16 protein-coding genes are annotated in these 21987 nt (G+C 73.7%); 1 reads left to right on the top strand and 15 read right to left on the bottom strand.

The annotated features are described in order from the left end of the window. Positions 1-103: 103 nt before the first annotated feature. Complete coding sequence (locus ACFXHB_RS36085) at positions 104-286, bottom strand: hypothetical protein (protein ID WP_380579780.1); 183 nt, start codon at positions 284-286, stop codon at positions 104-106. Positions 287-860: 574 nt separating this feature from the next. Between ACFXHB_RS36085 and ACFXHB_RS36080 the strand changes: the two genes are divergently transcribed. Further along, positions 861-1685, top strand: a complete 825-nt coding sequence (locus ACFXHB_RS36080) for an HAD family hydrolase (protein ID WP_380579778.1) — start codon at positions 861-863, stop codon at positions 1683-1685. Positions 1686-1802: 117 nt separating this feature from the next. Here ACFXHB_RS36080 and ACFXHB_RS36075 read toward each other — a convergent pair whose 3' ends face one another. The 14 genes from ACFXHB_RS36075 to cydB form a co-directional block, all read right to left on the bottom strand. Continuing rightward, the gene (locus ACFXHB_RS36075) at positions 1803-2690 is read right to left on the bottom strand and encodes a phosphate ABC transporter ATP-binding protein (protein ID WP_380579776.1); all 888 of its coding nucleotides are present in this window, start codon (positions 2688-2690) and stop codon (positions 1803-1805) included. A gap of 38 nt (positions 2691-2728) precedes the next feature. Next, complete coding sequence (locus ACFXHB_RS36070) at positions 2729-3661, bottom strand: class E sortase (RefSeq protein ID WP_380579774.1); 933 nt, start codon at positions 3659-3661, stop codon at positions 2729-2731. Beyond that, positions 3658-5496, bottom strand: coding sequence for a substrate-binding domain-containing protein (locus ACFXHB_RS36065; protein WP_380579772.1), 1839 nt, complete (start codon positions 5494-5496; stop codon positions 3658-3660). Before ACFXHB_RS36065 ends, ACFXHB_RS36070 begins: the two co-directional genes overlap by 4 nt. A gap of 65 nt (positions 5497-5561) precedes the next feature. Beyond that, the gene (gene pstA, locus ACFXHB_RS36060; protein ID WP_380579770.1) at positions 5562-6833 is read right to left on the bottom strand and encodes a phosphate ABC transporter permease PstA; all 1272 of its coding nucleotides are present in this window, start codon (positions 6831-6833) and stop codon (positions 5562-5564) included. Positions 6834-6891: 58 nt separating this feature from the next. Further along, positions 6892-7806: a phosphate ABC transporter permease subunit PstC gene (pstC, locus tag ACFXHB_RS36055; RefSeq protein ID WP_380579768.1), complete on the bottom strand. Its 915-nt coding sequence runs from the start codon at positions 7804-7806 to the stop codon at positions 6892-6894. A gap of 232 nt (positions 7807-8038) precedes the next feature. Next, positions 8039-10675: a hypothetical protein gene (locus tag ACFXHB_RS36050; RefSeq protein ID WP_380579766.1), complete on the bottom strand. Its 2637-nt coding sequence runs from the start codon at positions 10673-10675 to the stop codon at positions 8039-8041. Positions 10676-10966: 291 nt separating this feature from the next. Continuing rightward, complete coding sequence (locus ACFXHB_RS36045) at positions 10967-11560, bottom strand: hypothetical protein (protein ID WP_380579764.1); 594 nt, start codon at positions 11558-11560, stop codon at positions 10967-10969. A 130-nt stretch (positions 11561-11690) separates the two neighbouring features. Further along, positions 11691-12710: a substrate-binding domain-containing protein gene (locus ACFXHB_RS36040; RefSeq protein WP_380579762.1), complete on the bottom strand. Its 1020-nt coding sequence runs from the start codon at positions 12708-12710 to the stop codon at positions 11691-11693. Positions 12711-12925: 215 nt separating this feature from the next. Then, the gene (locus ACFXHB_RS36035) at positions 12926-13963 is read right to left on the bottom strand and encodes a PstS family phosphate ABC transporter substrate-binding protein (RefSeq protein ID WP_380579760.1); all 1038 of its coding nucleotides are present in this window, start codon (positions 13961-13963) and stop codon (positions 12926-12928) included. Positions 13964-14461: 498 nt separating this feature from the next. After that, on the bottom strand, positions 14462-14869 hold the full coding sequence (locus tag ACFXHB_RS36030; RefSeq protein ID WP_380579758.1) for a hypothetical protein: 408 nt from the start codon (positions 14867-14869) through the stop codon (positions 14462-14464). Then, positions 14856-15272 carry a YegP family protein gene (locus ACFXHB_RS36025; protein ID WP_380579756.1) on the bottom strand — a complete coding sequence of 139 codons (417 nt, stop codon included), beginning with the start codon at positions 15270-15272 and terminating at the stop codon, positions 14856-14858. Before ACFXHB_RS36025 ends, ACFXHB_RS36030 begins: the two co-directional genes overlap by 14 nt. A 207-nt stretch (positions 15273-15479) precedes the next feature. Beyond that, positions 15480-17288, bottom strand: a complete 1809-nt coding sequence (locus ACFXHB_RS36020) for a GAF domain-containing protein (protein WP_380579754.1) — start codon at positions 17286-17288, stop codon at positions 15480-15482. Positions 17289-17314: 26 nt separating this feature from the next. Beyond that, entirely contained in the window at positions 17315-20899 is a 3585-nt protein-coding gene (cydD, locus tag ACFXHB_RS36015) for a thiol reductant ABC exporter subunit CydD (RefSeq protein WP_380579752.1), read from the bottom strand. A gap of 3 nt (positions 20900-20902) precedes the next feature. After that, positions 20903-21928 carry a cytochrome d ubiquinol oxidase subunit II gene (gene cydB, locus ACFXHB_RS36010; RefSeq protein ID WP_380579750.1) on the bottom strand — a complete coding sequence of 342 codons (1026 nt, stop codon included), beginning with the start codon at positions 21926-21928 and terminating at the stop codon, positions 20903-20905. Positions 21929-21987: the final 59 nt, after the last annotated feature.

Raw genomic sequence — 21987 nt, 5'->3', positions numbered from 1 at the left:
GGGTGATATCGGGCGTACCCCAACGGCGGCCCCCGCCAAAGGGGGCTGCGCCCCCCCGCCCCGCCGGCCGCCCGCTCCGAGGGGAGCGGCCGGCCGGCGTCGGTCACGGGTGCGCGCGGGTGCGCTGGGTGGGGACGTGCGGGATCGGGGCCGGGGCGGTGCGGCGGGCCAGGTCGGCGAGGGTGTCGAGGATGATGTCGCCGATCAGGACCGGGTCGCGCGTCTCGCGCGGGGCGTCCGGCGTGGTGGTCGGTGGGCGCTCGTCTTGGGCGTGGCGAGTTCGCATGGCTCTTCCTGCCGACGGGGTTGCCGAGGACAGTCATGCCCGCGCTGGGGAAGCGGGACACCCCGGGGAGTGGCGAAACGGCCGGAAAGGACGGCTCGGGGGCCGAAACAGGGCGCGCGGGCGGGCGCCTACGGCGATCGAATACGGCCCGGGGGTATTGCCTGGCCCGCGACGGCAGAGGGCGGGCGCACCCGTGGGCGCGGAGGCGCCGGGGCGGCGGCGGGCGGGTGAGCTGAAGGTCACCGTCAGCCGGGACGGCAAGCCGGTCACCGACCTCCAGCCGTACCCGGAGACCTTCGCCCATCTGACCGCCTTCCACGCCGGGAACCAGGCCTTCGCCCACCTCCACCCGCAGAGGCGGGCCGAGGCGGGCAGCACCGGCGGCCCGGGTGCCGTCCTGCCACGCCGAGCTGCCGGCCGACGGGGACTGGCGGCTCCTCCTCCAGTTCCAGCGGCATGCTGCACACCGTCGGGCTGACCCTGCGGGTCGCCCGGGGTCAGCCGGACCCGGCCGGCGTCGGGAGGTCGCCGTCGCGGCGGTGACCTCCCGACGGCGGTAGGCGAAGATGGACCGGTGACCACTCCCCGCACCGCCCCCCGCCTGATCGCCACCGACCTGGACGGCACGCTGCTGTGCGCCGGCGGCACCGTCTCCGAGCGCACCGCCGCCGCGCTGGCGGCCGCCGAGGCGGCCGGGGTCCAGGTGGTCTTCGTGACCGGTCGGCCGCCGCGCTGGATGCAGCAGGTCAGCCGGCACATCGGCGGCCACGGCGTGGCGATCTGCTCCAACGGCGGCGCGGTGGTGGACGTGCGGCGCGGCGAGCTGCTGGAGTCCTTCCCGCTCGACGCGGAGGCCGCGCTGGCCGTGGTGGCGGCCCTGCGGGCGAAGCTGCCCGGTACCGCGTTCGCCTTCGAGTACCCGGCCGGGTTCGCCCGCGAGCCCGGCTACGAGGTGCGGATGTGGGGCCAGGACGAGAACCATCCGATCGGCCCGGCCGAGGAGCTGCTCGGCGCCGGCGGCGCGGTGCACGGGCTGTTCAAGCTGCTGGCGAAGCACCCGGACCTCGACCCCGACAAGCTGCTCTCGGTGGCCCGCGAGGCGGCCGGGCACCTGGCGGAGATCACCCGGTCCGCGCCGATCCCGCTGCTGGAGATCAGCGCGCCCGGCGTCACCAAGGCGAGCACGCTGGCCCGCTGGTGCGCCGGGCGCGGGATCGACCGGAGCGAGGTGGTGGCCTTCGGCGACATGCCGAACGACCTGGAGATGCTGGCCTGGGCGGGGACGGCGTACGCCGTCGCCAACGCGCATCCGCAGGTGCTGGCGGCGGTGCCGCTGCACACGGTGAGCAACGAGCAGGACGGCGTGGCGGCGGTGCTGGAGCGGTTCGTCGGCCGCTGAGCCGGCGGACCGCCCGGCAACCGGCGCGTGCGAGGCCCGGGAACGAACAGGGCCCGCACGCGCGAAGGGCCGGGGCGGTGACCTCCCGCCCCGGCCCGGCCCCGCCCGGCGGTCCGATTACCCGAAGCGGCCGTTGACGTAGTCCGAGGTCCGCTGGTCCCGCGGGCTGGTGAACAGCTGCTCGGTCGGCCCGGCCTCGACGATCCGCCCCGGGGTGTCGTGGGTGGCCAGGAAGAACGCGCAGGACTGCGACACCCGCTGCGCCTGCTGCATGTTGTGGGTCACGATCACGATGGTGAGCCGTCCGCGCAGCTCGGCGATGGTCTCCTCGACCCGCCGGGTGGAGGTGGGGTCGAGCGCCGAACACGGCTCGTCCATCAGCAGGATGTCCGGCGAGACCGCCAACGACCGTGCGATGCACAGACGTTGCTGCTGGCCACCGGAGAGCGCGCCGCCCGGGGTGTGCAGCCGGGTGGCGACCTCGTCCCAGAGCCCGGCCCGGCGCAGGCTGCTCTCCACCAGCTCCTCGCGCTCGTCCCGGGACACCTTGATGCCGGCCAGCTTCAGCCCGCTGGAGACGTTGTCCTGGATGGACATCGCCGGGAACGGGTTGGGCCGCTGGAAGACCATCCCGATCCGGCGGCGCACCTCGGCCGGCCGGCGGCCGGGCCGGTACACGTCGTCGCCGTCCAGCAGCACCTCACCGGCGAGCGCGGCGCCGCGCACCATCTCGTGCATCCGGTTGAGGATCCGCAGGTAGGTGGACTTGCCGCAGCCGGACGGGCCGATCAGCGCGGTGACCTCCCCGGCGGGCATGGCGAGCGAGACCCGCTCCAGCACCTTGTGCGAGCCGAACCAGGCGGAGACGTCACGGGTCTCCAGCCCGGCCAGCGGGGCGTCGTAGGGGGCCGCGTCGGGCACGGGCGGCAGCGTCAGCGTGGTCTCGGCCGCGGAGCCGCCCCCGTCGTGCCGGCTGAACTGGTCGAGCAGGGGTGCGTCGGTCATCGGTACGTCCGTCATCGGTTCGGTCCTCCGGGCGCGCTTCAGTAGAGGTTGGGCAGCAGGGCGGCGGCGTTCTCGTACACGGCCCAGAGGATCGCGGCGATCACCGGCGCGATGCTGAGGTAGGCGGCCGAGCGGCGCCAGATCCGGGCCAGCAGGATCGCGGCGATCACCGCGCCCAGCAGCCCGAGCGCCCACAGCTGCAGCGTGGCCAGCGCGCCCTTGTCCGCGGCCAGCGCCTTGTCGTACGGGACGGTGGCGGGACGGCCGCCCGGGTTGACCTCCGGGTCGCCGTCCAGCCGGGCGCCGACCAGCACCGTTGAGCCGGGGATCCAGTCGGAGTCTCCGGTGACCAGCACCAGTCGGTTGCGGACCGGGTCGCTGATCGGGTGGTCCGCGTCGCCGTACACGTTGACGGTGTAGGTGAACTTGCCCTGGCCGGTGGTCGCCTCGATCTTGTCGCCCACCCGGAGCTTGGACAGCTCGGCGAACGGCGCGCCGAAGGTCGCGCCGCGGCCGAACACCACCGCGACCCCGGTCTGCCCGGGCAGCGCGGTGTCCCGGCGGTGGCCGGGCCCGCGCATCAGGTCCCGGCCGGTGGTGCCCTCCACCACGACGGCCTGGTGCAGGCCGATCGCCGGGATGTCGAGCAGGGCGACCGGGTCCCCGTCGGCCGCGCCGCCGGTCGGGGCGACCGCCTTGGCCAGCTGGTCCCGGAAGGTCTTGAACGCGGTCGACTGGTAGTGCTGCTGCTGGAGGTGCGAGAGCGTGAAGAGGTACCCGACGAATCCCATCGTGAGCGCCGCCAGCAGGCTGACCGCCCAGGCGGCCTGGAGGAACCGCCGTCTGGCCGGTCGGGCGGCGCCGGGGCCGCCCCCGGCCGCCTTCGGGTCCGGGTCGGGCGCGGCGGAGGCCGGCTCGGCCGGGATGTCCGGGGCGGGGGGCGCCGGCTTCTCCAGCGCCGTGGCGGTCACGACCGGCCGCCGGCGGAGTTGCGGCGGCGCAGCAGGCGGCGGCCGAGCAGCGGCGGGACGAGCACGACGGCGAGGAGTTCGAGCGCGGTCAGGGTGGACAGCATCCAGTCGTCCGGCCGCCCGTCGACGGCGACCACGTTGGCCGTGACCTCCCCGGCGGCGGTGCTGCGGCCGCGCGCGACCACCTGGCCGGTCTGCGGGTCGACGACGTCCTCGGCCGCGGCCTGGTCGCCCTCGGCGCCGGTGCCCGCGGCCGGGTCGACCGCGCCGGGCTGGTCGGCGGCGCCACCGGTGCCGCCCGCGGTGCCCCCGGTACCCGCCGCGCCACCGGTGCCCCCGGTGCCGCCGGTGCCGCCGGACGCTCCGCTGCCGGTACCGCCCGCCGTGGGCGTCTTCCCCGTCCCCCCGCTCGCGCTGCCGCCCGTCCCGCCGGTGGTACCGCCGGTGCCGCCGGTGGCCGAGCCGCCCGTGCCGGAGCCCGAGCCGGACCCGCTCTTGACCGCCTGACCGCCCTGGACGGTGCAGTCCAGCGGGGTGCCCTTGGCGTCGCACGGGCTGGGCTGCGGGGCGTTGTCGAGCACGGTCAGCCGGCCGGCCGAGTTGAAGGTCGGGTTGGCGCAGTTGGCCAGGGTGTTGGCGTCGACCGGGCTGGCGTTGCCGGGGATGTGCTGGGTCTGCAGCAGTCCGCCGCGGACCAGGTTGCGCGGGATCGGGGAGTAACCGAGGCCGTCCGCCTCGCCCTGGCCCTCGCAGAGCACGTAGGCGAGGAAGCGGCTGAGCGCGCTGCCCTTGTCGTTGGTGAAGCGCGGCGGCGGCGGGAGCGCCGCCCCGGCGCGCGGCACGATGAGGTAGCTGTAGCTGGAGAGCGGGTACGACCTGGGGTCGTTCATCGTGTAGACGCCGTCGAGGTTCTGCTGCAGGTAGTCCGGGTCGTCGGCGGCGGTGCTGTCGTCCACGCCGCGGATCTTGGCGGCGGTGAGCGCAACGGCGACGTTGGAGGCGGTCGGCAGGGTGTAGAAGCCGGCCGGGTTGAGCACCTTCACGACCGGCCAGTTGCTGCGCTTGGCGAAGGCGTACTCGTCGTAGCCGATGGTGCCGAGGCCGGACGGGGCCTTGATGTAGCCGGCCACGACGTCGGAGCCGTTCTGCGCGGTCATCCGGCCCGACGGCGGGAAGAACTCGGTGTAGTCGCCGCAGCTGACGCCGTTGACGCTCTTGCAGTACTCGTCCCACTGCGCCTGGTGGGTGTGGCTCATCCAGCGGGTGAACTGGGCGGTCGCGCCGGAGCCGTCGGATCGGACGACCGGGGTGATCGGGAGGCTCGGCAGGGCCTTGCCGTAGTCCGCGGTGATCTTGGGGTCGTTCCAGTTGGTGATCTTGTTGGTGAAGATGTCGACCACGGTCTGCGGGGACAGCCGCAGGTCGCGGACCTGCTTGCCGGCGACGACCAGGTTGTACATGAAGGTCGTGCCACCGGCGGTGATCGGCACGTAGGAGAAGCCGTACCGGGGGTTCTCGGCCTTGCCGGAGCCGCCGGCCTGGCCGGCCTGGCCGAGGCCGGTGTCGGCCTGCGAGCGGAACGGCACGTCGGAGGCGGTGAAGTCGTCCTGGCCGATGCTCCACTGGTTGCGGCCGGCCGCCGAACCGATCGGGTTGAAGTTGATCTGGATGCCCTGCGGGGCGACGTCCTGCCGCCACTGGTCGATGGCCGGGCCGGCCCAGCTGGAGCCGTCGGCGTTGAGCGCGGTGGCCGCGAAGGCGGGGGTGCTCTGTCCCAGGAGGAGGGAGCCCGCGGCGAGGATCAGGGACAGCAACACGGCGAACGTGCGTGCCACGGGGCGGCTTGCGGCCTCCCACGACATGGGAACTCCTCTGGTACTGAGGGTGGTTGGGCGGGACATCAGTGCTCCCCGAGGGCGGTGGCCGCGGTGGCGGGCCGGGCGGCGGTACGGGCGGTGGCCACGGCGGCGGGCCGGGCGGATCCCCGGTCCCGACCCCGGGCGGAGTCCTCGACGCGGGTGGCGGCGCGGTCGATCCGGCGCTTCTGCCGGCGCGTCAGCTGGCCCGGCTTGCGGCCGCCGACGACGCGGGCGGTGACGAACAGGACGAGCACCACGATCATCAGGGTCAGCGCGGCGGCGAAGGCCCGCGCGATCATGTCGGGGTACGGCTGCTTGACGTAGTTCCAGATGTACAGCGGCAGCGAGACCTGGTGCTCGCTGAACGGGTTGCCGTTGAACTGCGAGGTGAAGCCCGAGGTCAGCAGCACCGGGGAGGTCTCGCCGACCCCGCGCGCCATGCCGAGCACCACGGCCGTCACCAGCCCGGGCCGGGCGGTGGGCAGCACGACGTTCCACACCGTCCGCCACTGGCTGCCGCCGAGTGCGTAGGAGGCCTCCCGCAGCGTGCCGGGCACCAGCCGGATGACCACCTCGGCGGCCCTGGTGACGATCGGCATCATCATCACGGTGAGGGCCAGCGAGGCCGCGAAGCCGCTCTTCTCGAAGCCGAAGGTGATGATCACGACACCGAGGATGAACAGGCCCGCGACGATCGACGGCAGCGCGGTCATCGCCTCGACCAGGGTCCGCACCGGCCGGGCCATCCGGCCGCCGACCTCGGACATGAAGACCGCCGCCGCGATCCCCAGCGGAACCGCGAACAGCGTGGCCAGGCCGAGCTGTTCGAGCGAGCCGACCAGCGCGTTGAGCGCGCCGCCCGAGGTGATCGGGGAGAGCGGGGCGGTGTGGTCCATCGACTGGGTGAAGAAGTTGAGGTGCTGGGCCGCGTGGTAGCCGCGCGTCAGGACGTAGCCGATCTGGTCGGCGATCAGGGCGACGACCAGCAGGCCGGAGCTCCAGGCGACCACCGAGACCAGCCGGTCACGGACCATCAGCGGGTTCCACTGGAGGCGGCCGATGGCGAAGTAGCCCACCAGGAAGAGGGCGTACCAGCAGAGCAGGAAGCCCTGCGCGCCGCTGAACGGCAGGATCCGCTCGTAGAGCATCCAGTCCAGGGCGAGCGAGCCGACCAGCGAGCCGACCAGGGTCAGGACGTCCTCGCGGGTGAAGCCCCCGAGCCGGACCCGCTTCTCGGGGCGCGGCTCCGCGGCGGCCGCGGGTGGTTCGGCCGGCGCGGGCACGGTGGCCGGCGGCAGGTCGAGGGTGGTCATCGGGCGGTCCCTTCACGGCGGAGCGGCAATGGGCGGCGGGTGGCGGAGTGGGCCATGGTCAGTCCGCCGTCGACGCGCCGGAGCGGGACCGGTTGATCACGAAGCCGGCCCCCAGGTTGACCAGCAGGGTGAGCGCGAAGAGCACCAGGCCCGCCGCCATCAGCGCGGAGAGCGAGAGCTCGTCCGACTCGCCGAACCGCAGCGCGATCAGCGCCGAGATCGAGTTGGCGCCGTTCTCCAGGATGTGGCTGATGGCCTTGAAGTTCGGCGAGATGATGAGCGCGACGGCGATCGTCTCGCCCATCGCCCGGCCGAAGCCCAGCATCACCGCACCGATCACACCGCCGCGGCCGAACGGCAGCACCACCGCGCGGATCATCCCCCACCGGGTCGAGCCCAGCGCGTACGCGCCCTCCCGCTCACCCTGCGGGGCCTGCGAGAACACCTCCCGGCTGAGCGAGGCGACGATCGGGATGATCATCAGTGAGACGACCACCCCGGCGATGAAGGTGGAGGAGGTGTAGGAGGTCCCGATGTCACCGGTGCGCACCTTGAGGAAGGGGATCGCGTCGCCCAGGTGGTTGGTCAGCCAGCGGACGAAGCCGATGATGCGCGGCTGGAGGAAGAACAGCCCCCAGAGGCCGTAGACGATGCTCGGGATCGCGGCCATCAGGTCGATGAGCGAGACCAGGGTCGCCCGCAGCCTGGTCGGCGCGTACTCGGAGATGAAGATCGCCGTGGTGAGCGCCACCGGAACGGCGATCACCAGGGCGATCACCGCGATCAGCAGGCCGTTCGGCAGGACGGCGGCGATCCCGAAGTTGTGCGCCTGGGTCTGCCACTTCTGCTCGGTGAGGAAGTTCCACCCCACCTCGCGCAGCGCGGTCGCGCCGCGCAGGATCAGGAAGAACGCGATCAACCCCATGATCGCGAAGACGGAGAGGCCCGCCACCCGCAGCGCCCCCCGGAACACCCGGTCTCCGGGCGTGGCTGGGGCGGTGATGACACGGGGGACATCGGGCTGTGGTGGACGTGGAGCCCCGGCGTACGGTGCCGCGGGCTCGGCGGCGGCTGTCATGGTCTGCTCTCCGGCGCGCTCGGTACGGAAGTACTCGGTACAGGGGAGGCCCCGGGCCGTGACGCCCGGGACGGAGGACCCGGCGGGGCCGGAACGGCGGCCCCGCCGGGTCGTTGCCACTGCTGGGTCAGGGCCGGCGGCGCACCCGCGCCCAGGTCCGGCCCACGGCGGAGACGGCGCGCTCACCGGCGGGCGTGCCGCCGAAGAAGAGCGCGGCGGGGCCGCCGATCAGCAGCACCAGGCCGGCGATCACCGCGATCGGCAGCAGCAGGCGGGCGGTGCCGGCGCGGTCGGCCGCCGGGGAGCCGGCGGCGACCGGAGCGGCCGCGAGCGAACCGGGCGAGGCACCCGGCGAGGCGGTGGGCTTGGCCCCGCCGGTCGCGGCGGCCGGAGCCACCGCGCCACCGGCGGCCGCGCCACCGGTACCGCCCGTGGTCCCGAGCCCGCCCGTGCTGCCGAGCCCGCCGACACCGCTGCCGCCGGTCCCACCGGTGGCGGAGGTGTCGCCGGTGGACGAGCCGCCGGTGGTGGAGGTGTCGCCGGTGCCGGTGACCGGGGTGGTGGTCGTGGTGCCGGCGCCGCCCGAGTCGCCGCCGGTGGCGGTGCCGCCGGTGCCGCCGGTCGTCCCGCCGTCACCGCCGGACGGGGTGGTCGGCGGCGGAGCGACCTGGTTGCCCGGCCACTTGGCGTCCTGGGTCTCCACGTGCTTCGCCGCGTCCAGCGTCTGCTGGCGCTGGGGCCCGGTGAGGCTGAGGAAGCCCGGGGCGAGCTTGCCCGGCTCCATGCCGTAGACCTGGCCGCTGTTGGCGACGGTGGTCAGGAAGCGGCTGATCGCGGCCGCCTTGTCGGCCACCCCGCCGGTGGGCACCATCGCGTACTGGACGGTGGTCAGCGGGTAGGCCTGGGTGTCGCGGGAGAAGGCCGTGTCCGCGACGCCGTAGGGCAGCAGCTGGGTGCCGGTGGCGGCGTCGGTCGGCATGTCGCCGACCGCGGACTGGAAGCCGTTGGTGCTCGGCGAGACGAAGCTGCCGGCCGGGTTGCGCAGGGCGGCCTCGGGGAGCGAGAACGCCTTGGCCTGGGCGCTGTCCATGACGGCGAAAAGCTTGCGGTCACCGCGGGCCATCGGGTCGCACTTCAGGTGGTTGCCGGTGGCGGGGTCCGCCATCCACTGCTGGCAGGTGGACCGGTTCTCCAGGATGGTGCGCAGGACCTGGGTGAGACCGCCGAGGACGGGGTTCCACTCGTACTGCCGGGCGTGCTTGGCGGCCTCACTGGCGTCCGTCGGCCCGGTGAAGTCCTGCGGCTGGATGGCGTCCACCGGGAAACCGGAGTAGGCGCCCCGCCGGTAGAAGGAGTTGACCTGCATCCCCCACGGGTCCTCCTCGCCGTCCAGGAAGCGGACGGCCTCCGGGTCCGAGACGATCCACGAGGTCAGCTGGTAGATCAGGTCGGTGGTCCCGCCGACGATGGTCGGCTCGAAGGTCGCCGGCGCGCAGGCCGTGGGCCACTTCAGGCCGCTGGTCGCCGGGAGCTGGTTGAACTGCAGGAAGTCCCGGTCCGCGAAGATGCAGCTGGGGTTGCCGTTCACCGACTCGACCGGGCTCCCCGGCGGCGCGTACGACTGGGTGAGCAGCTTGGCCATCAGCCGGGGGGTCAGCTTCATCTGCTGGAACTGACGCCCGGTGTCCGGGTCGTCGACGAGGAACACCACCGAGATTCCGGTGGTCGCCAGCGGCGCGTAGACGTACGGCCGGGCCGGGGTCGCGGTGTCGGGGTACGCGGTCAGCGCGACGTCCACCCCGGCGGACCCGCCCAGGAACGCCGCCCTGGCCTGCGGCTCGCCGCCGGAGGAGGAGTACTGGAAGGCGAGCGGCGAGGAGGCCAGGCAGAAGCCGGTGCGCCACTGCTGGACAGCGCGGTTGGCCATCTCCAGACCGGCCGCCTTGAAGTCCGCGGCCCGGTTGTCGCAGTCGGCGGCGGTGGGGGAGAAGGACAGCGGGACGACCGTCCGCTTGTCCCACGCGCACTGCTCGCCGACCTGGAACCCGGCGTACTGGTTGCCCTCCCACGCCCCCGCGTAGGCCTCCAGGCCGCCGTCGCTCGCGGTGTTGAAGAAGCCGTCCACGTCGCTGAGGTGGTCGGTGCAGTCGACGGCGCCGTTCCGCGCCTTGTACGGGTCCTGGGTGTCGCCGCCGTAGTTGGGCTCGATCACCAGGGAGCACGGGTGCGTCGCGTCACAGCCGAGCGAGGGGCTCTGGGTGGCCGTCCAGACCTCGATGGAGGTCGCGCCCGAGCCGTCGGTCCCGGTCGGCGCGATCGCCATGTTGGAGGGGAAGTCCGGCGTGGTGGTGCCCTCCGCCGGTGCCTTCTGGTTGAACCCCATGGCCGCGTCCGCGTTGTACAGCTTGCTGCCGTAGCAGTCCGTGATCTTGGGGTCGACCCCGCGGCACTGGTAGACCCGGACGGCGTACAGCGCCTGCTTGTCACCCTTGGTGACGACGGTCAGCGGCGTGCCCGAGGCGTCGACGGTCGGCGTGAACCCGCTCCAGGAGACCTGGAGCACCTGGTTGGACAGGTTCTGGGTCTGAGCGACCGTCACACTGCCCTCGACGCCGTCCGTCCAGGTGCTCGGGTCCCACACCTTGGGGCCGGGCTTGGTCACGGCGGACGAGGGTGCCGCCTGGGCCTGCGTCAGCGCGCCCAGGCCGATGGGGGCCACGCCGAGCGCCACCACCACCGACCAGACGAGTGCGACCGACGGCAACCTCCGGCGCCACCTCCCGCGTCTCGTATCGGGTAGTAGTCGGAGTCTCATGTCGGGCACCTCCGTGCGAACGCGCACCGCCGTGACGCGGCGCGAGAGTGGATCAGGCGGCGAGCAGGCCGGCGGTTCCGGTTCGCATCCATTCGGCCAGCCCTACATGGCCGGATCCGGTCGTACCGATGTACGAGGCCCCAACGTGACGACTCTGTAGCGGAGTTGGGAACTCCATATACGAACGGCGGGCCCGTGCCGTCGCACGGGCCCGCCGAAGTACCGAGCCGGTGGCAGGTGTCAGCTGCCGGCGGTGAAGCTCAGCGAGAAGTTGCCGATCGACTGGCCGGCCTTGAAGAAGGTGGTGTTCAGCTTGGCGTCCACGTACTGCGCGCCCTCGGCGTCGACCTTGAGGTCGGCGGCGGTCACCGTCTGGGTGGCGCCGCTGCGGGTGATGTCGGTGGTGCCGGCCGGGTCGAGCAGCGCCACCGGCGCGGTGCCGCCGACCGGGACGCCGGTGATCGCCCAGGCGTCGGCGCTGAACGCCAGCTGCTTGAAGACCGCGCTCTTGCCGGTGAACAGGTTGACGAAGAGCAGGCTGCCGCCCAGCTGGACGTTGCCGTAGTAGCCCGGGAGGTTGACGTCGCCGCCCGTCACCGGGAAGGACGTGGAGAAGCCCGTGGTGGAGTCGTAGGACGGGGTGGCCGTGGGCAGCGGGATGACCACCAGGCCGTTCAGGGCGGAGTCCTTCAGGAAGGCGGTGTTCTCGTGCACCACCGCGCTGCCGGTCGGAGCCGCCGGGGCGGCGTCGGCGGCAGCCGCACCGCTCATACCGGTCACGGCGAGGACGACTGCGGCGCCGGTGGCGGCAAAGCGGGCGTTGGTACGGGTCATGCTGAACTCCTTGGGAGAGGTGAGAGCTTGTGCTGGGTGGTGCGAGCGGTCGTTCGACCGCCCCGACGGCTGCCCCCTCCCGCACTGCCCGGCGGGCGGAGGATGCCGAAGTCGATGGGTGAGCGGCCGGTCAGGCCGTCGATCCGCACGCGGCGCTCGGGAGCTGCAGGAAGCCGTAGCTCTTGATCACGGCGATCTCACTGGTGCAGATCCAGCCGCTGGGGCCGAAGATTCCGCGCAACGCCGTGCCCTTGGCCCCGGTGCTCGTCCAGTCCGCCTGCCGGACGACGTTCCAGACCAGCCGGCCGAACGGGCCGGCGACGAAGGGCGCGTTGATCGTGCTGGTCGTCGGGCTGACCGGGACGACGCCGTTGATCGCGCGCGGCGTCAGCGGGCCGGCCGCGTCCGCCGGGGTGCTGTGCCCGCCCACCGTCTGACCGAGGTAGTGGCCGACCGAGTAGGGGATGAGCACGTTCGGGTCGTTCAGGACCGGGTCGACGCCCTGGTTCTCACCCGGGCCGCTGGTCACGCAGGCCCCGGGGGCATTGACGCCGATCGCGGCCAGGAAGAACGCCCTGGTCGCGGAACTCGCCTGCGGCAGGTACGGCTTGATCGTCGCGCTCGGCAGCGTCGGGGCGATCTGCGTCCAGTCGGTGACGACACACTGGTAGATGTTCCTCAGCTGCGCCGTCGTCAGGTTGGCCGGCGCGTTCCCGCCGGACTTGGCCGCCCAGGACACCGCGTCCTTCGCCATCGCGACGAAGGTGTCGGCGGCGGGCGTGGAGGACTGGCGCGGCAGGTCCATCCGGTCCGAGTCCACGGCGCTGCCGGGCTGGTTGAGCGCGGCCAGTCCGTCCCCGCCCGCCGTCGGCCGCAGGATGGCCGGCGCGCCCACCCGGGGCGTGATCGGCGAGGGGCCGGTCGAGTCGAAGCTGTGGAGCCGGGGCGAGGTGGTGTCGCCGATGCTCGCCAGATGGGCGTTGTAGTCGGCGGAGATCTGGCTGAGCAGCGAACCGGTGGTCTGCGAACCCACCGAGACGATGTCCTGGGGCCCGGGGACCACGGGCGGGTCGGCGGCGGCCGTCCCGGCGAAGGCGGTCCCGAGGGCGAGGGCGGTGACGGCGAGCAGCTTGGCGGGTGACCTGCGCATGGGTCGTCTCCGGGGAGTGTCTCGGTCAGGTGTGGGCGGTGACCACGGTCGGTGACCAGGGGCGGTGGCCAGGGGCCGCTGCGGCGTTCCTGCCCGGCCGCCCGGTTCCGGCGGGTACGAAGGGTCGGGCGGGTGTGGCCGGCGGCCACGGGCCGAAGCCCGTGGCCGCCGAGTGGAGCGGGTGGTGCGGTGGTGCGAGCCGGATCAGCGGGTGATCAGCTGTGGGTGGTGCTGCCGCAGGCGGCGGCGGGCAGCGGCAGGAAGCCGTAGCCCTTGATGTCGTTGGTGGCGGAGGTGTTCGTGCAGATCCAGCCCGACGGGCCGAAGATCGCGCGGAGCGCGGTGCCGTGGGCGTCGGTGGCGGTCCACTCGGCGTTGCGCACGACGTTGTAGACCACGCGGCCGAAGGCGGAGGCGGCGAACGGCGCGTTGATGGTGTTGGTGGTGGTGTTGACCGGCACCAGGGTGCCGACGTTGCGCAGGGTCAGGCTGCCCGGGGCCGAGGTCGGGGTGGCGTGGCCGCCCACGGTCTGGGACAGGTACGAGGCCACCGAGTACGGGAAGACGGTGTTGGCACCGGCCAGGCGGGTGTCGACGCCCTCGTTCTCCTCCGGGCCGTCCTGGACACAGGTGCCGACGGTCGGGTTGCCGATCGCGGTCAGGAAGAAGGCCCGGGTGCCGGAGCTGGCCTGCGGCAGCCAGGGCTTGATGGTGGCGTTCGGCAGCGTGGCGCTGATCTGCGTCCAGTTGGTGATGGTGCAGTCGTAGATGCCCTTGAGCTGGGCGGCGGTCAGGCTCGCCGGGGCGTTGCCACCGGAGTTGGCCGACCAGGTCACCGCGTCCTTGGCGAACGCGACGAAGATGTCCGAGGCCGGGTCGGTGGCCTTCGGGGCACGCGAGGAGCGGGCCACGTCGACCTTGGAGCCCACGGTGTTCAGCTCGGTGATGCCGGCGCCGGAGCCGTTCGGGCGGACGATCGAGGAGGCGCCCGACTTCGGCGTGATGCTCGCCGAGCCCGTGGCGTCCCAGCTGTAGTAGCGCGGGGACGTGGTGTCGCCGATGCTGGTCAGGTAGGCGTTGTAGTCGGTCGAGAACTGGGTCGACACGGCCTGCGTGGTGTCGGAGCCCACGCTCACGATGTCCTGCGCGGCCGGGGTCACGGTCGGGTCGGCGACGGCGGTGCCGGCGGCGACGGTCGCGACCGAGGTGGCGATGGCGGCAATGGCGAGCAGCTTGGCAGCGGTCTTGCGCATGTTCCTGTTCCTCCGGTGGGAGAGAGGTGCATCGCTTGCCCAGACCCTGGTTGGGGGCCCGGGGCCGGTGGGCCGCACCCGCGGCGGCCGCTCCGGCAGAGCTGATCCTGTCGGGCACGGCTGTTCCCCCGGAAGGGCCGTCGACGGTGGCCGGCGATTGTCGACTCATCGGTTCGGACAGGTTTAGTGACTGGTCAGCGCGGGCGCGGCGGGGTGGAAAGCCGCAGGTCGGAGGCCGGTGACGTTCTTCTCCAGGTGGCTGCTCGGGGGGTTGCCGGAAACCTGCGCTTCACCGGACCGGGGGGAACGGACGGGCCGGCCGGTCCGGCGCACGGAGGCCGGCGCGGGCGGACCACCCGGCGCGGGCGGACCACCCGGCGCGGGCGGACGACCGGCGCGGGCAGGATCACCCGACGCGGGCGGAGACCGGCCGCACGGAACAACACCGGAGCGGCGCACCGGGAGGGGGCACCGGGCGCCGCGGGCCGGGCGGGGGCACTACCAGGGCCGGCGGCTGTCCCGGCCGTTGCGGCGCAGCTCCTGGCCGACCCACTGCAGCCCGGCCAGGAAGCCGTCCACCCCCGCCTGACACTGGTCGCGTCGGAGGTAGCCGCGGGCGCTGCGGGCGACCGGGCCGCCCTGGCCCGCGCCGGGGCGGGTGCTGCGGACCGGCAGGTGGGCGGTCCAGACCCAGAGCCGGGCCTCGGACTGCCCGACGGTACAGCGCAGGGCCGCCCGCTCGATGATCAGTTCTCTGACCGCTTCGGCGAGTTCGTCCTCGCCGCGGTAGGTGCGGACGCCGACGCCGAGTTGCCGCCCGTTGGCGGCGCGCAGCGTCCAGCCGAGGCACCGGTCGGCGGCGGGGACGATCAGCAGGCGCGGACCGCGCCGCTCAGCGACGGACATCGGTGGGTCTCAACGGGGCGATGCGGTCCGGGAGTTCGGGAGCCGGCTGCTTGGCCAGCAGCACCACGAAACGACGGAAGGCGTTCTGGCAGGTCGCGTACCGCTCGTACGCGCGACTGGAGCGCACCTCGGGGAGCGCGCGTGAGCCGGGGACGACCCAGATCCATCCGATGCCGTCGCGGACATGGGTGATCCGGGCGACCAGGGCTTCGGCGCCGGCGCGTAAGCCGTCGAAGCCGCGCTCGGCCTCGACCGCCGTTTCGTACCCGGCCGCGCTGACCGCCACCACCCGGCCGTTGGGCGCCTTGAGCTGCCAGCGGTACCGCCCATCGGGAGCCCGTTCGACCCGGAATCCCCCTCGACCTGCCCCTGCTGCGGTGTGACCGCGGCTCGACGCGTCCACTGCTCCCCCAGTCCGGTTCCCTCCGAGACGGGAGTAAAGCTATGTGTGCACACGAGCACGCCGGAAGGGAAGAAATTGCACAACTTGCTCCGTTGGCCGGGAAGTTCTCCCTCGTTAAACTTTCACCGACTGCACACCAACCATGCGCCCGATCCCCGCGCGGAAGGCTCCCTATCGGCACAGACCGTTCGATAACGTCCCGGAATCTCAGAGCCGGGCGGTCCAGCGGACCATCGTCCCCTTCCCGTACGGACCCGGCTCGTGCCAGGCGTCCCCGCCGAGCACCTCGGCCCGCCGGGTCAGGTTGCGCAGACCACTGCGGCGCCCGCCGGCCGGGATGCCGACACCGTCGTCCGTCACGGTGAGCAGCACCCCGGGGCGCCCGGCCCGGTCCAGCGACTCCGGATCGCCGCTGACCGGGCGGCCGTCGTCGTCCAGGTGCACGGTCGCGTCGATCTCCACACCGACCCGCGAGGCCCGGGCGTGCCGGGCCGTGTTGGAGAGCATCTCCCTGAGCGCGGCCAGCAGTTGACGACCGGTCTTGTCCCCGACCAGACTCTCCACCGGCCCCATGAAGGTCACCGAGGGCTTGAAGCCGAGCGCCGCCGCGGCCTGGCTGCCCTCCCGCAGCACCCTGGTCCGCAGGGTGTCCGGCGCATCGCCGTGGTTGTCGTGCTGGAGCGCGTAGATGGTGGTGCGGACCTCCTGGATGGTGGCGTCCAGCTCGTCCACCGCCTTGCCGATCCCGACCCGGACCTCGGGCACCACGGCGCGCCGGGCAGCGCTCTCCAGCATCATCCCGGTGGCGAACAACCGCTGGATCACCAGGTCGTGCAGATCACGGGCGATCCGGTCGCGGTCCTGGAAGACGGCGAGGCGCTGCTGGTCCCGCTGGCCCTCGGCGAGCCGCAGCGCGAGCGCGGCCTGTGAGGCGAAGGTCCCGGCGAGCTGCTTCTCCGTGTCGGTGAACGGCGCCGCGCCGCGCGGGCGCCAGACGCAGAGCCCGCCCAGCACCCGGCCGGCGGCGACCATCGGCACCGCCATCGACGGGCCGAAGCTGCGCGCCAGGCGGATCACCACGGTCGGATCGCTGGACATGTCGTCGAGGTAGACGCTGTCGCCGCGCAGCAGCCGGGCGGCGAAGCTCTCCTTCGGCAGCAGCTCGCCCTGGACGAACTCGGCCGCCTCGCCGGAGGCGTGCGCCACCCGCATCTGCCCGTCGCCCTCCCCGTCCACGGTCGGCAGCAGGATCATGCCGAGCGCCGCGTCCGCCAGCTCGCGCACCTGCTCGGCGGCGACGGTCAGCGCCACCTCGGCCTCGTGGTTGGAGAGCAGGGCCGTGGTGACGGCGGCCGCGCCGGCGATCCAGCGCTCGCGCCGCCGCCCCTCCTCGTAGAGCCGGGAGTTCTCGATCGCGACTCCGGCCGCCGCGGCGAGCGCGTGCACCACCTGCTCGTCCTCGGGGGTGAAGGCGCCGCCGCCCTGCTTCTCGGTCAGGTAGAGGTTGCCGAAGACCTCGTCGCGGATCCGGATCGGCTCGCCGAGGAAGGTCTTCATCGCCGGGTGGTGCGCCGGGAAGCCGGAGGAGCGCGGGTCGGCGGCGAGGTCGGTGAGGCGCAGCGGCTCGGGCCGGTCGATCAGGGCGCCGAGGATGCCCCGGCCGGCCGGCAGCTCGCCGATCTCGGCGGCGGTCTCGTCGTCGACCCCGACGTGGACGAAGTCCGCCAGGCCCTGGCCGCCGGGCGCGATCACGCCGAGGGCCGCGTACCGGGCGTCCACCAGCTCCGCGGCGCCGGTGGCGATCCGGTGCAACGTCGCGTGCAGGTCCAGGCCGGAGCCGACCGAGACGACGGCCTCCAGCAGCCGCTGCATCCGGTCGGTGACGGCGGCCGCGGACTGCAGCCGTTCCGCCACCTCGGTGACCAGGGTGTCCAGCCCGAGCGAGGAGATCTCGGGCACCCGGTGGGGCGCCGGGTCGGGGGTGGCGGCGGGCGGCAGGTCTGGCGTGGGGTCCATGGTGACGAGCGTAGTTTGTACGGTTTTCAGCCGAAGGACGGCGCGACCACCGGAGTGCGTCCGGCCTCGGGTGCCACGGCCCCGGCGACCGCCACCGGGCCGGCCGGCACCGAGCCGTCCGTCTCCCGCTCGCGCTCCCACATCGCCCGCAACCGGCTGTCCGGCTCGGCCACCAGGGCCGACCAGGTGCCGCGTTCGACCACCCGGCCGGCGTCCAGGACGAGCACCTCGTCGACGGTGCTGTCGTCGAGGCCGGCCAGCCGGTGGGTGATCAGCACCGTGGTCCGGCCGGCCGTGGCGGCGAGCAGGTCGGCGGTGAGCGCGTCGGCGGTCGGCAGGTCGAGGTGCTCCGCGGGCTCGTCCAGGACGAGCACCGGGAAGTCGGCGAGCAGCGCGCGGGCGAGCGCGAGCCGCTGGCGCTGACCGCCGGAGAGCCGGGCGCCGTGCTCGCCGACCATGGTGTCGAGGCCCGCCGGGAGGGTGTCCGTCCAGTCCAGCAGCCGGGCGGCGGCGAGTGCGGCGCGCAGCTCGTCCTCGCCGGCCGCGGGCCGGGCCAGCCGCAGGTTCTCCCGCAGCGAGCTGTCGAAGACGTACGCGTCCTGGGCGCAGAGCCCGATCACCCGGCGGACGTCGTCCCCGGCCAGCGTCCGACTGTCCACAGCCTGTGGACGACCGGCGGCGAGGGTGACACGGCCCGCCGTCGGCTCCAGGAACCGCAGCAGCGCCTGGGCGAGCGTGGTCTTGCCGGAGCCGGACGGGCCGACCACGGCGATCCGGCGGCCGGCGGCGAGATCGAGGTCGAGGCCGACCAGGGCGTCCACGACCTGTCCGGGGTGGCGGGCGGTCAGCCCACGGACGGCGATCGGCAGCGGCCGCTCCGGCAGGGCCACCGGGGCGGCCGGCTCGGTGACCGGGGCCGGCGCGTCCAGCACCTCGGCCAGCCGCGCCGAGGCGGCCCGGCTGCGCTGGCGGGCCTGGACGGCGAGCGGCATCCCGGTGACGGCCTCGAAGGCGGCCAGCGGAGTGAGGACGACCACCGCGAGGCAGACCGGCGCCAGCGCGCCGCTCTGCACGCCCCGGATGCCGACGGCCGCGGCCGCGGTCGTCGTCAGCCCGGTGAGCAGCGCGATCAGCCCGGTGCCGAGCGCGGTGGTGGCGGCCGAACGGGCGGCCAGCCCGGTCAGCGCGGCGTCGGCGGAGCGGACGGCGGCCAGCCGGCCCGCGAGCGCCCCGGCCACGGTGAGTTCGGCCGTGCCGGTCAGGGTGTCGACCACGGTGGTGGCCAGCCGGCCGCGGGCCGGGGCCTGCCGCCGCTCGGCGCCGGCCGACCAGCGGGCGGCCAGCGCGGGCACCACGGCGCCGGCCAGCAGCAACCCCAGCCCGAGGACCAGCCCGGCCGAGGGCAGGAAGACGGCCATCGCCACCGTCGCGGCCAGCGACACCAGGGCCCCCACCGCGGCCGGCAGCCGCCAGCGCAGGTAGTGGTCCTGGACGGCGTCGACGTCGGCGACCAGCCGGGAGAGCAGGTCACCGCGCCGGAAGGCCGGCAGCCCGGCCGGGGCGAGCGCGGCGAGCCGGCCGTACACGGCGGCCCGCAGCGTGCCGAGGGCGCGCAGCACCGCGTCGTGCGAGACCAGCCGCTCGGCGTAGCGGAACACGCTCCGGCCGATCCCGAAGGCCCGCACCGAGGTGACGGCCATCATCAGGTAGAGCACCGGCGGCATCTCGGAGGCGTAGGAGATGAGGTAGCCCGAGGTGGCCATCAGCGCGACGGCACAGCCGAGGGCGAGGGCGCCGAGCAGGACGGAGAGCGCGAGCCGGGGCCGCGCGGCGGCCGGTACGGCCTGGTCCGCCGACGGGGCGTCGGCGGCCGGCACCGGCCGCCCGCTGTGCACCGGCCGGAGCGGTTCGGCGGCGGGCACGGCGGTCGGCACGGCGGCGGGCGCCGGGGCGGGCGCCAGCCGGACCAGCCGGTCCGCCACCGCCAGCAGCGCCGGCCGGTGCGCGACCAGCAGCACGGTGCGCGCCGGGTCGGCGGCCAGCGCACGGACGGCCTCCACCACGGCCGCCTCCGAGGCGCCGTCCAGCCCGGCGGTCGGCTCGTCCAGCAGCACCAGCGGCCGGTCGTCGGCGAGCAGCACCCGGGCGAGCGCCAGCCGCTGCCGCTGGCCCGCCGACAGCCCGGAGCCGTCCTCGCCCAGCACGGTGGCGAGCCCCAGGGGCAGCTGCCGCACGAACTCCAGCGCGTGCGCGGACCGCAGCGCCGCCGCCAGCTCGTCCTCGGTGGCGTCGGGCCGGTAGAGCCGCAGGTTGTCGGCGACGGTGCCGGCGAACAGGTACGGGTGCTGCGGCACCCAGGCGATCTGCCGGCGCCAGCTCTCCGGCTCCAGCTCGGCGAGCCCGTACGTCCGCCCGTCGGCGGCGGTGATCCGCACGCCGCCCGCGTCCGGCGCGGTGAGACCGAGCAGGACGGCGAGCAGGGTGGACTTGCCGGCCCCGCTCGGACCGGTGAGCGCGGTGGTGCTGCCCGGCCGCAGGGTCAGCGCGGCGCCGTCCAGCGCGGGCGCCGTCCGGCCGGGGTGCGTCACGGTCAGACCGGCCGCCTCGACGACGGCGCCGGCGAGGGCGGGGGCGGGCACCGTCCCGGCCGGCGGCAGCGGGGTCTCCAGCACCGCGAAGAGCTCGTCGGCGGCGGTCAGCCCCTCCACGCTGGAGTGGTAGAGCGCGCCGACCTGGCGGATCGGGAAGTACACCTCGGGCGCCAGGATCAGGATCAGCAGCCCGGTCTCCAGGTCGAGGGTGCCGTCGACCAGCCGGAAGCCGACGGTGACCGCGACCAGGGCCACCGAGAGGGTGGAGAGCAGCTCCAGGGCGAACGAGGAGATGAAGGCGATCCGCAGGGTGCGCAGGGTGGCGCGGCGGTAGTCGGCGGTGATCCGGGCGATGGTGGCGGCCTGGGCGCGGGCCCGGCCGAACACCTTGAGCGTGGGCAGACCGGCGACCACGTCCAGGAAGTGGTGCGAGAGCCGGGAGAGGGTCTCCCACTGCCGGTCCATCCGGCTCTGGGTGGCCATCCCGATCAGCACCATGAACAGCGGGATCAGCGGCAGCGTCCCGGCGATGATCGCGGCCGAGGTGAAGTCGGCGCCGACGACCCGCAGCAGCACGATCACCGGGACGACCACCGCGAGCGCCAGCTGCGGCAGGTAGCGGGCGAAGTAGTCGTCGAGCGCGTCGACGCCGCGGGTGGCCAGGGTGGTGAGTTCGCCGGTGCGCCGGCCCGCCAGGTAGGCCGGGCCGAGCGCGGTGGCGTGGTCGAGCAGCCGGCGCCGCAGGGTGGACTTCACCCGGGCGACGGACCGGTGCGCGGTGAGTTCGGTGAGCCAGCCGACCAGCCCGCGGCCGACCGCCGTCAGCGCCAGCCACACCAACGGCGTGGTCAGCTCGCCGAGGCCGGCGCGCTGCTGGAAGGCGCGGACGACGATCTCCGCGATCAGGCTCGCCTGGGCGACCACCAGGGCCGCCCCCACCCCGCCGAGGAGGACCGATCCGGCGAGGAAGGCGCGGGTGGTGCGGGCGTGGGCGAGCAGTCGGGGGTCGACGGGCTTCATCGCTCAGCCCTGGTCGAGCGCGGCGGCCGGGTCGTGCCCGGGGATGTGCTGGACGCCGATCCGCTTGCGGAACACCCAGTACGTCCAGCCCTGGTAGAGCAGCACGAGCGGGGTGAAGACCGCCGCGACGATCGTCATCAGCTTCAGCGTGTAGGGCGAGGAGGCCGCGTTGGTGACGGTCAGGCTCCAGTCCGCGTTCAGGCTGGACGGCATCACGTCCGGGAACAGCGCGAGGAAGAGCATCGCGACCGCGGCCACGATGGTCGCCCCGGACAGCACGAACGCCCAGCCCTCGCGCGCCAGCTGGTTGGCCACCAGGGCGCTGACCAGGGCCAGTACGGCGATCACCAGCGCCGCGAGGCTCCAGCCGTCGCCGTTGTCGGCCTGGGTCCAGAGCAGGAAGACCAGGGCCAGGACCGCCGTCACCAGGCCGAGCCGCAGCGCCAGGGCCCGAGCCCGGTCACGGATCTCCCCGACCGTCTTGAGCGCGGCGAACACCGCGCCGTGGAAGGTGAAGAGGGTGAGGGTGACCAGACCGCCGAGCAGGGCGTACGGGTTGAGCAGGTCCCAGAAGGTGCCCACGTAGTTCTTCTGCTGGTCGATGTCGACGCCGCGGACGATGTTGGCGAAGGCCACGCCCCAGAGGAAGGCCGGGATCAGCGAGGTCCAGAAGATCGCCTCCTCCCAGTTGCGCTGCCAGCGCGGCTCCGAGCGCTTGGCCCGGTACTCGAAGGCGACGCCGCGCACGATCAGGCAGACCAGGATCGCCAGCAGCGGGATGTAGAAGCCGCTGAACAGCGTGGCGTACCAGTCCGGGAAGGCCGCGAAGGTGGCACCGCCGGCCGTGAGCAGCCAGACCTCGTTGCCGTCCCAGACCGGTCCGATGGTGTTGATCAGCACCCGCCGCTCGGCGGTGGAGCGGGCCAGCGGCTTGGTGAGGATGCCGATGCCGAAGTCGAAGCCCTCAAGGAAGAAGTAGCCGATCCACAGGACGGCGATCAGGACGAACCAGACGTCGTGGAGTTGCATGTCGGATCCTCAGTAGTCCTCGGTAGTCCGTGGTGGGGCTCGGTGGGGAGCTCACTGGG

The organism is Kitasatospora sp. NPDC059327 (assembly GCF_042752535.1).
Taxonomy (GTDB): domain Bacteria; phylum Actinomycetota; class Actinomycetes; order Streptomycetales; family Streptomycetaceae; genus Kitasatospora.
The sequence above is the reverse complement of the archived record's forward strand: the minus strand, read 5'-3'. Positions and strand labels throughout refer to the sequence as shown.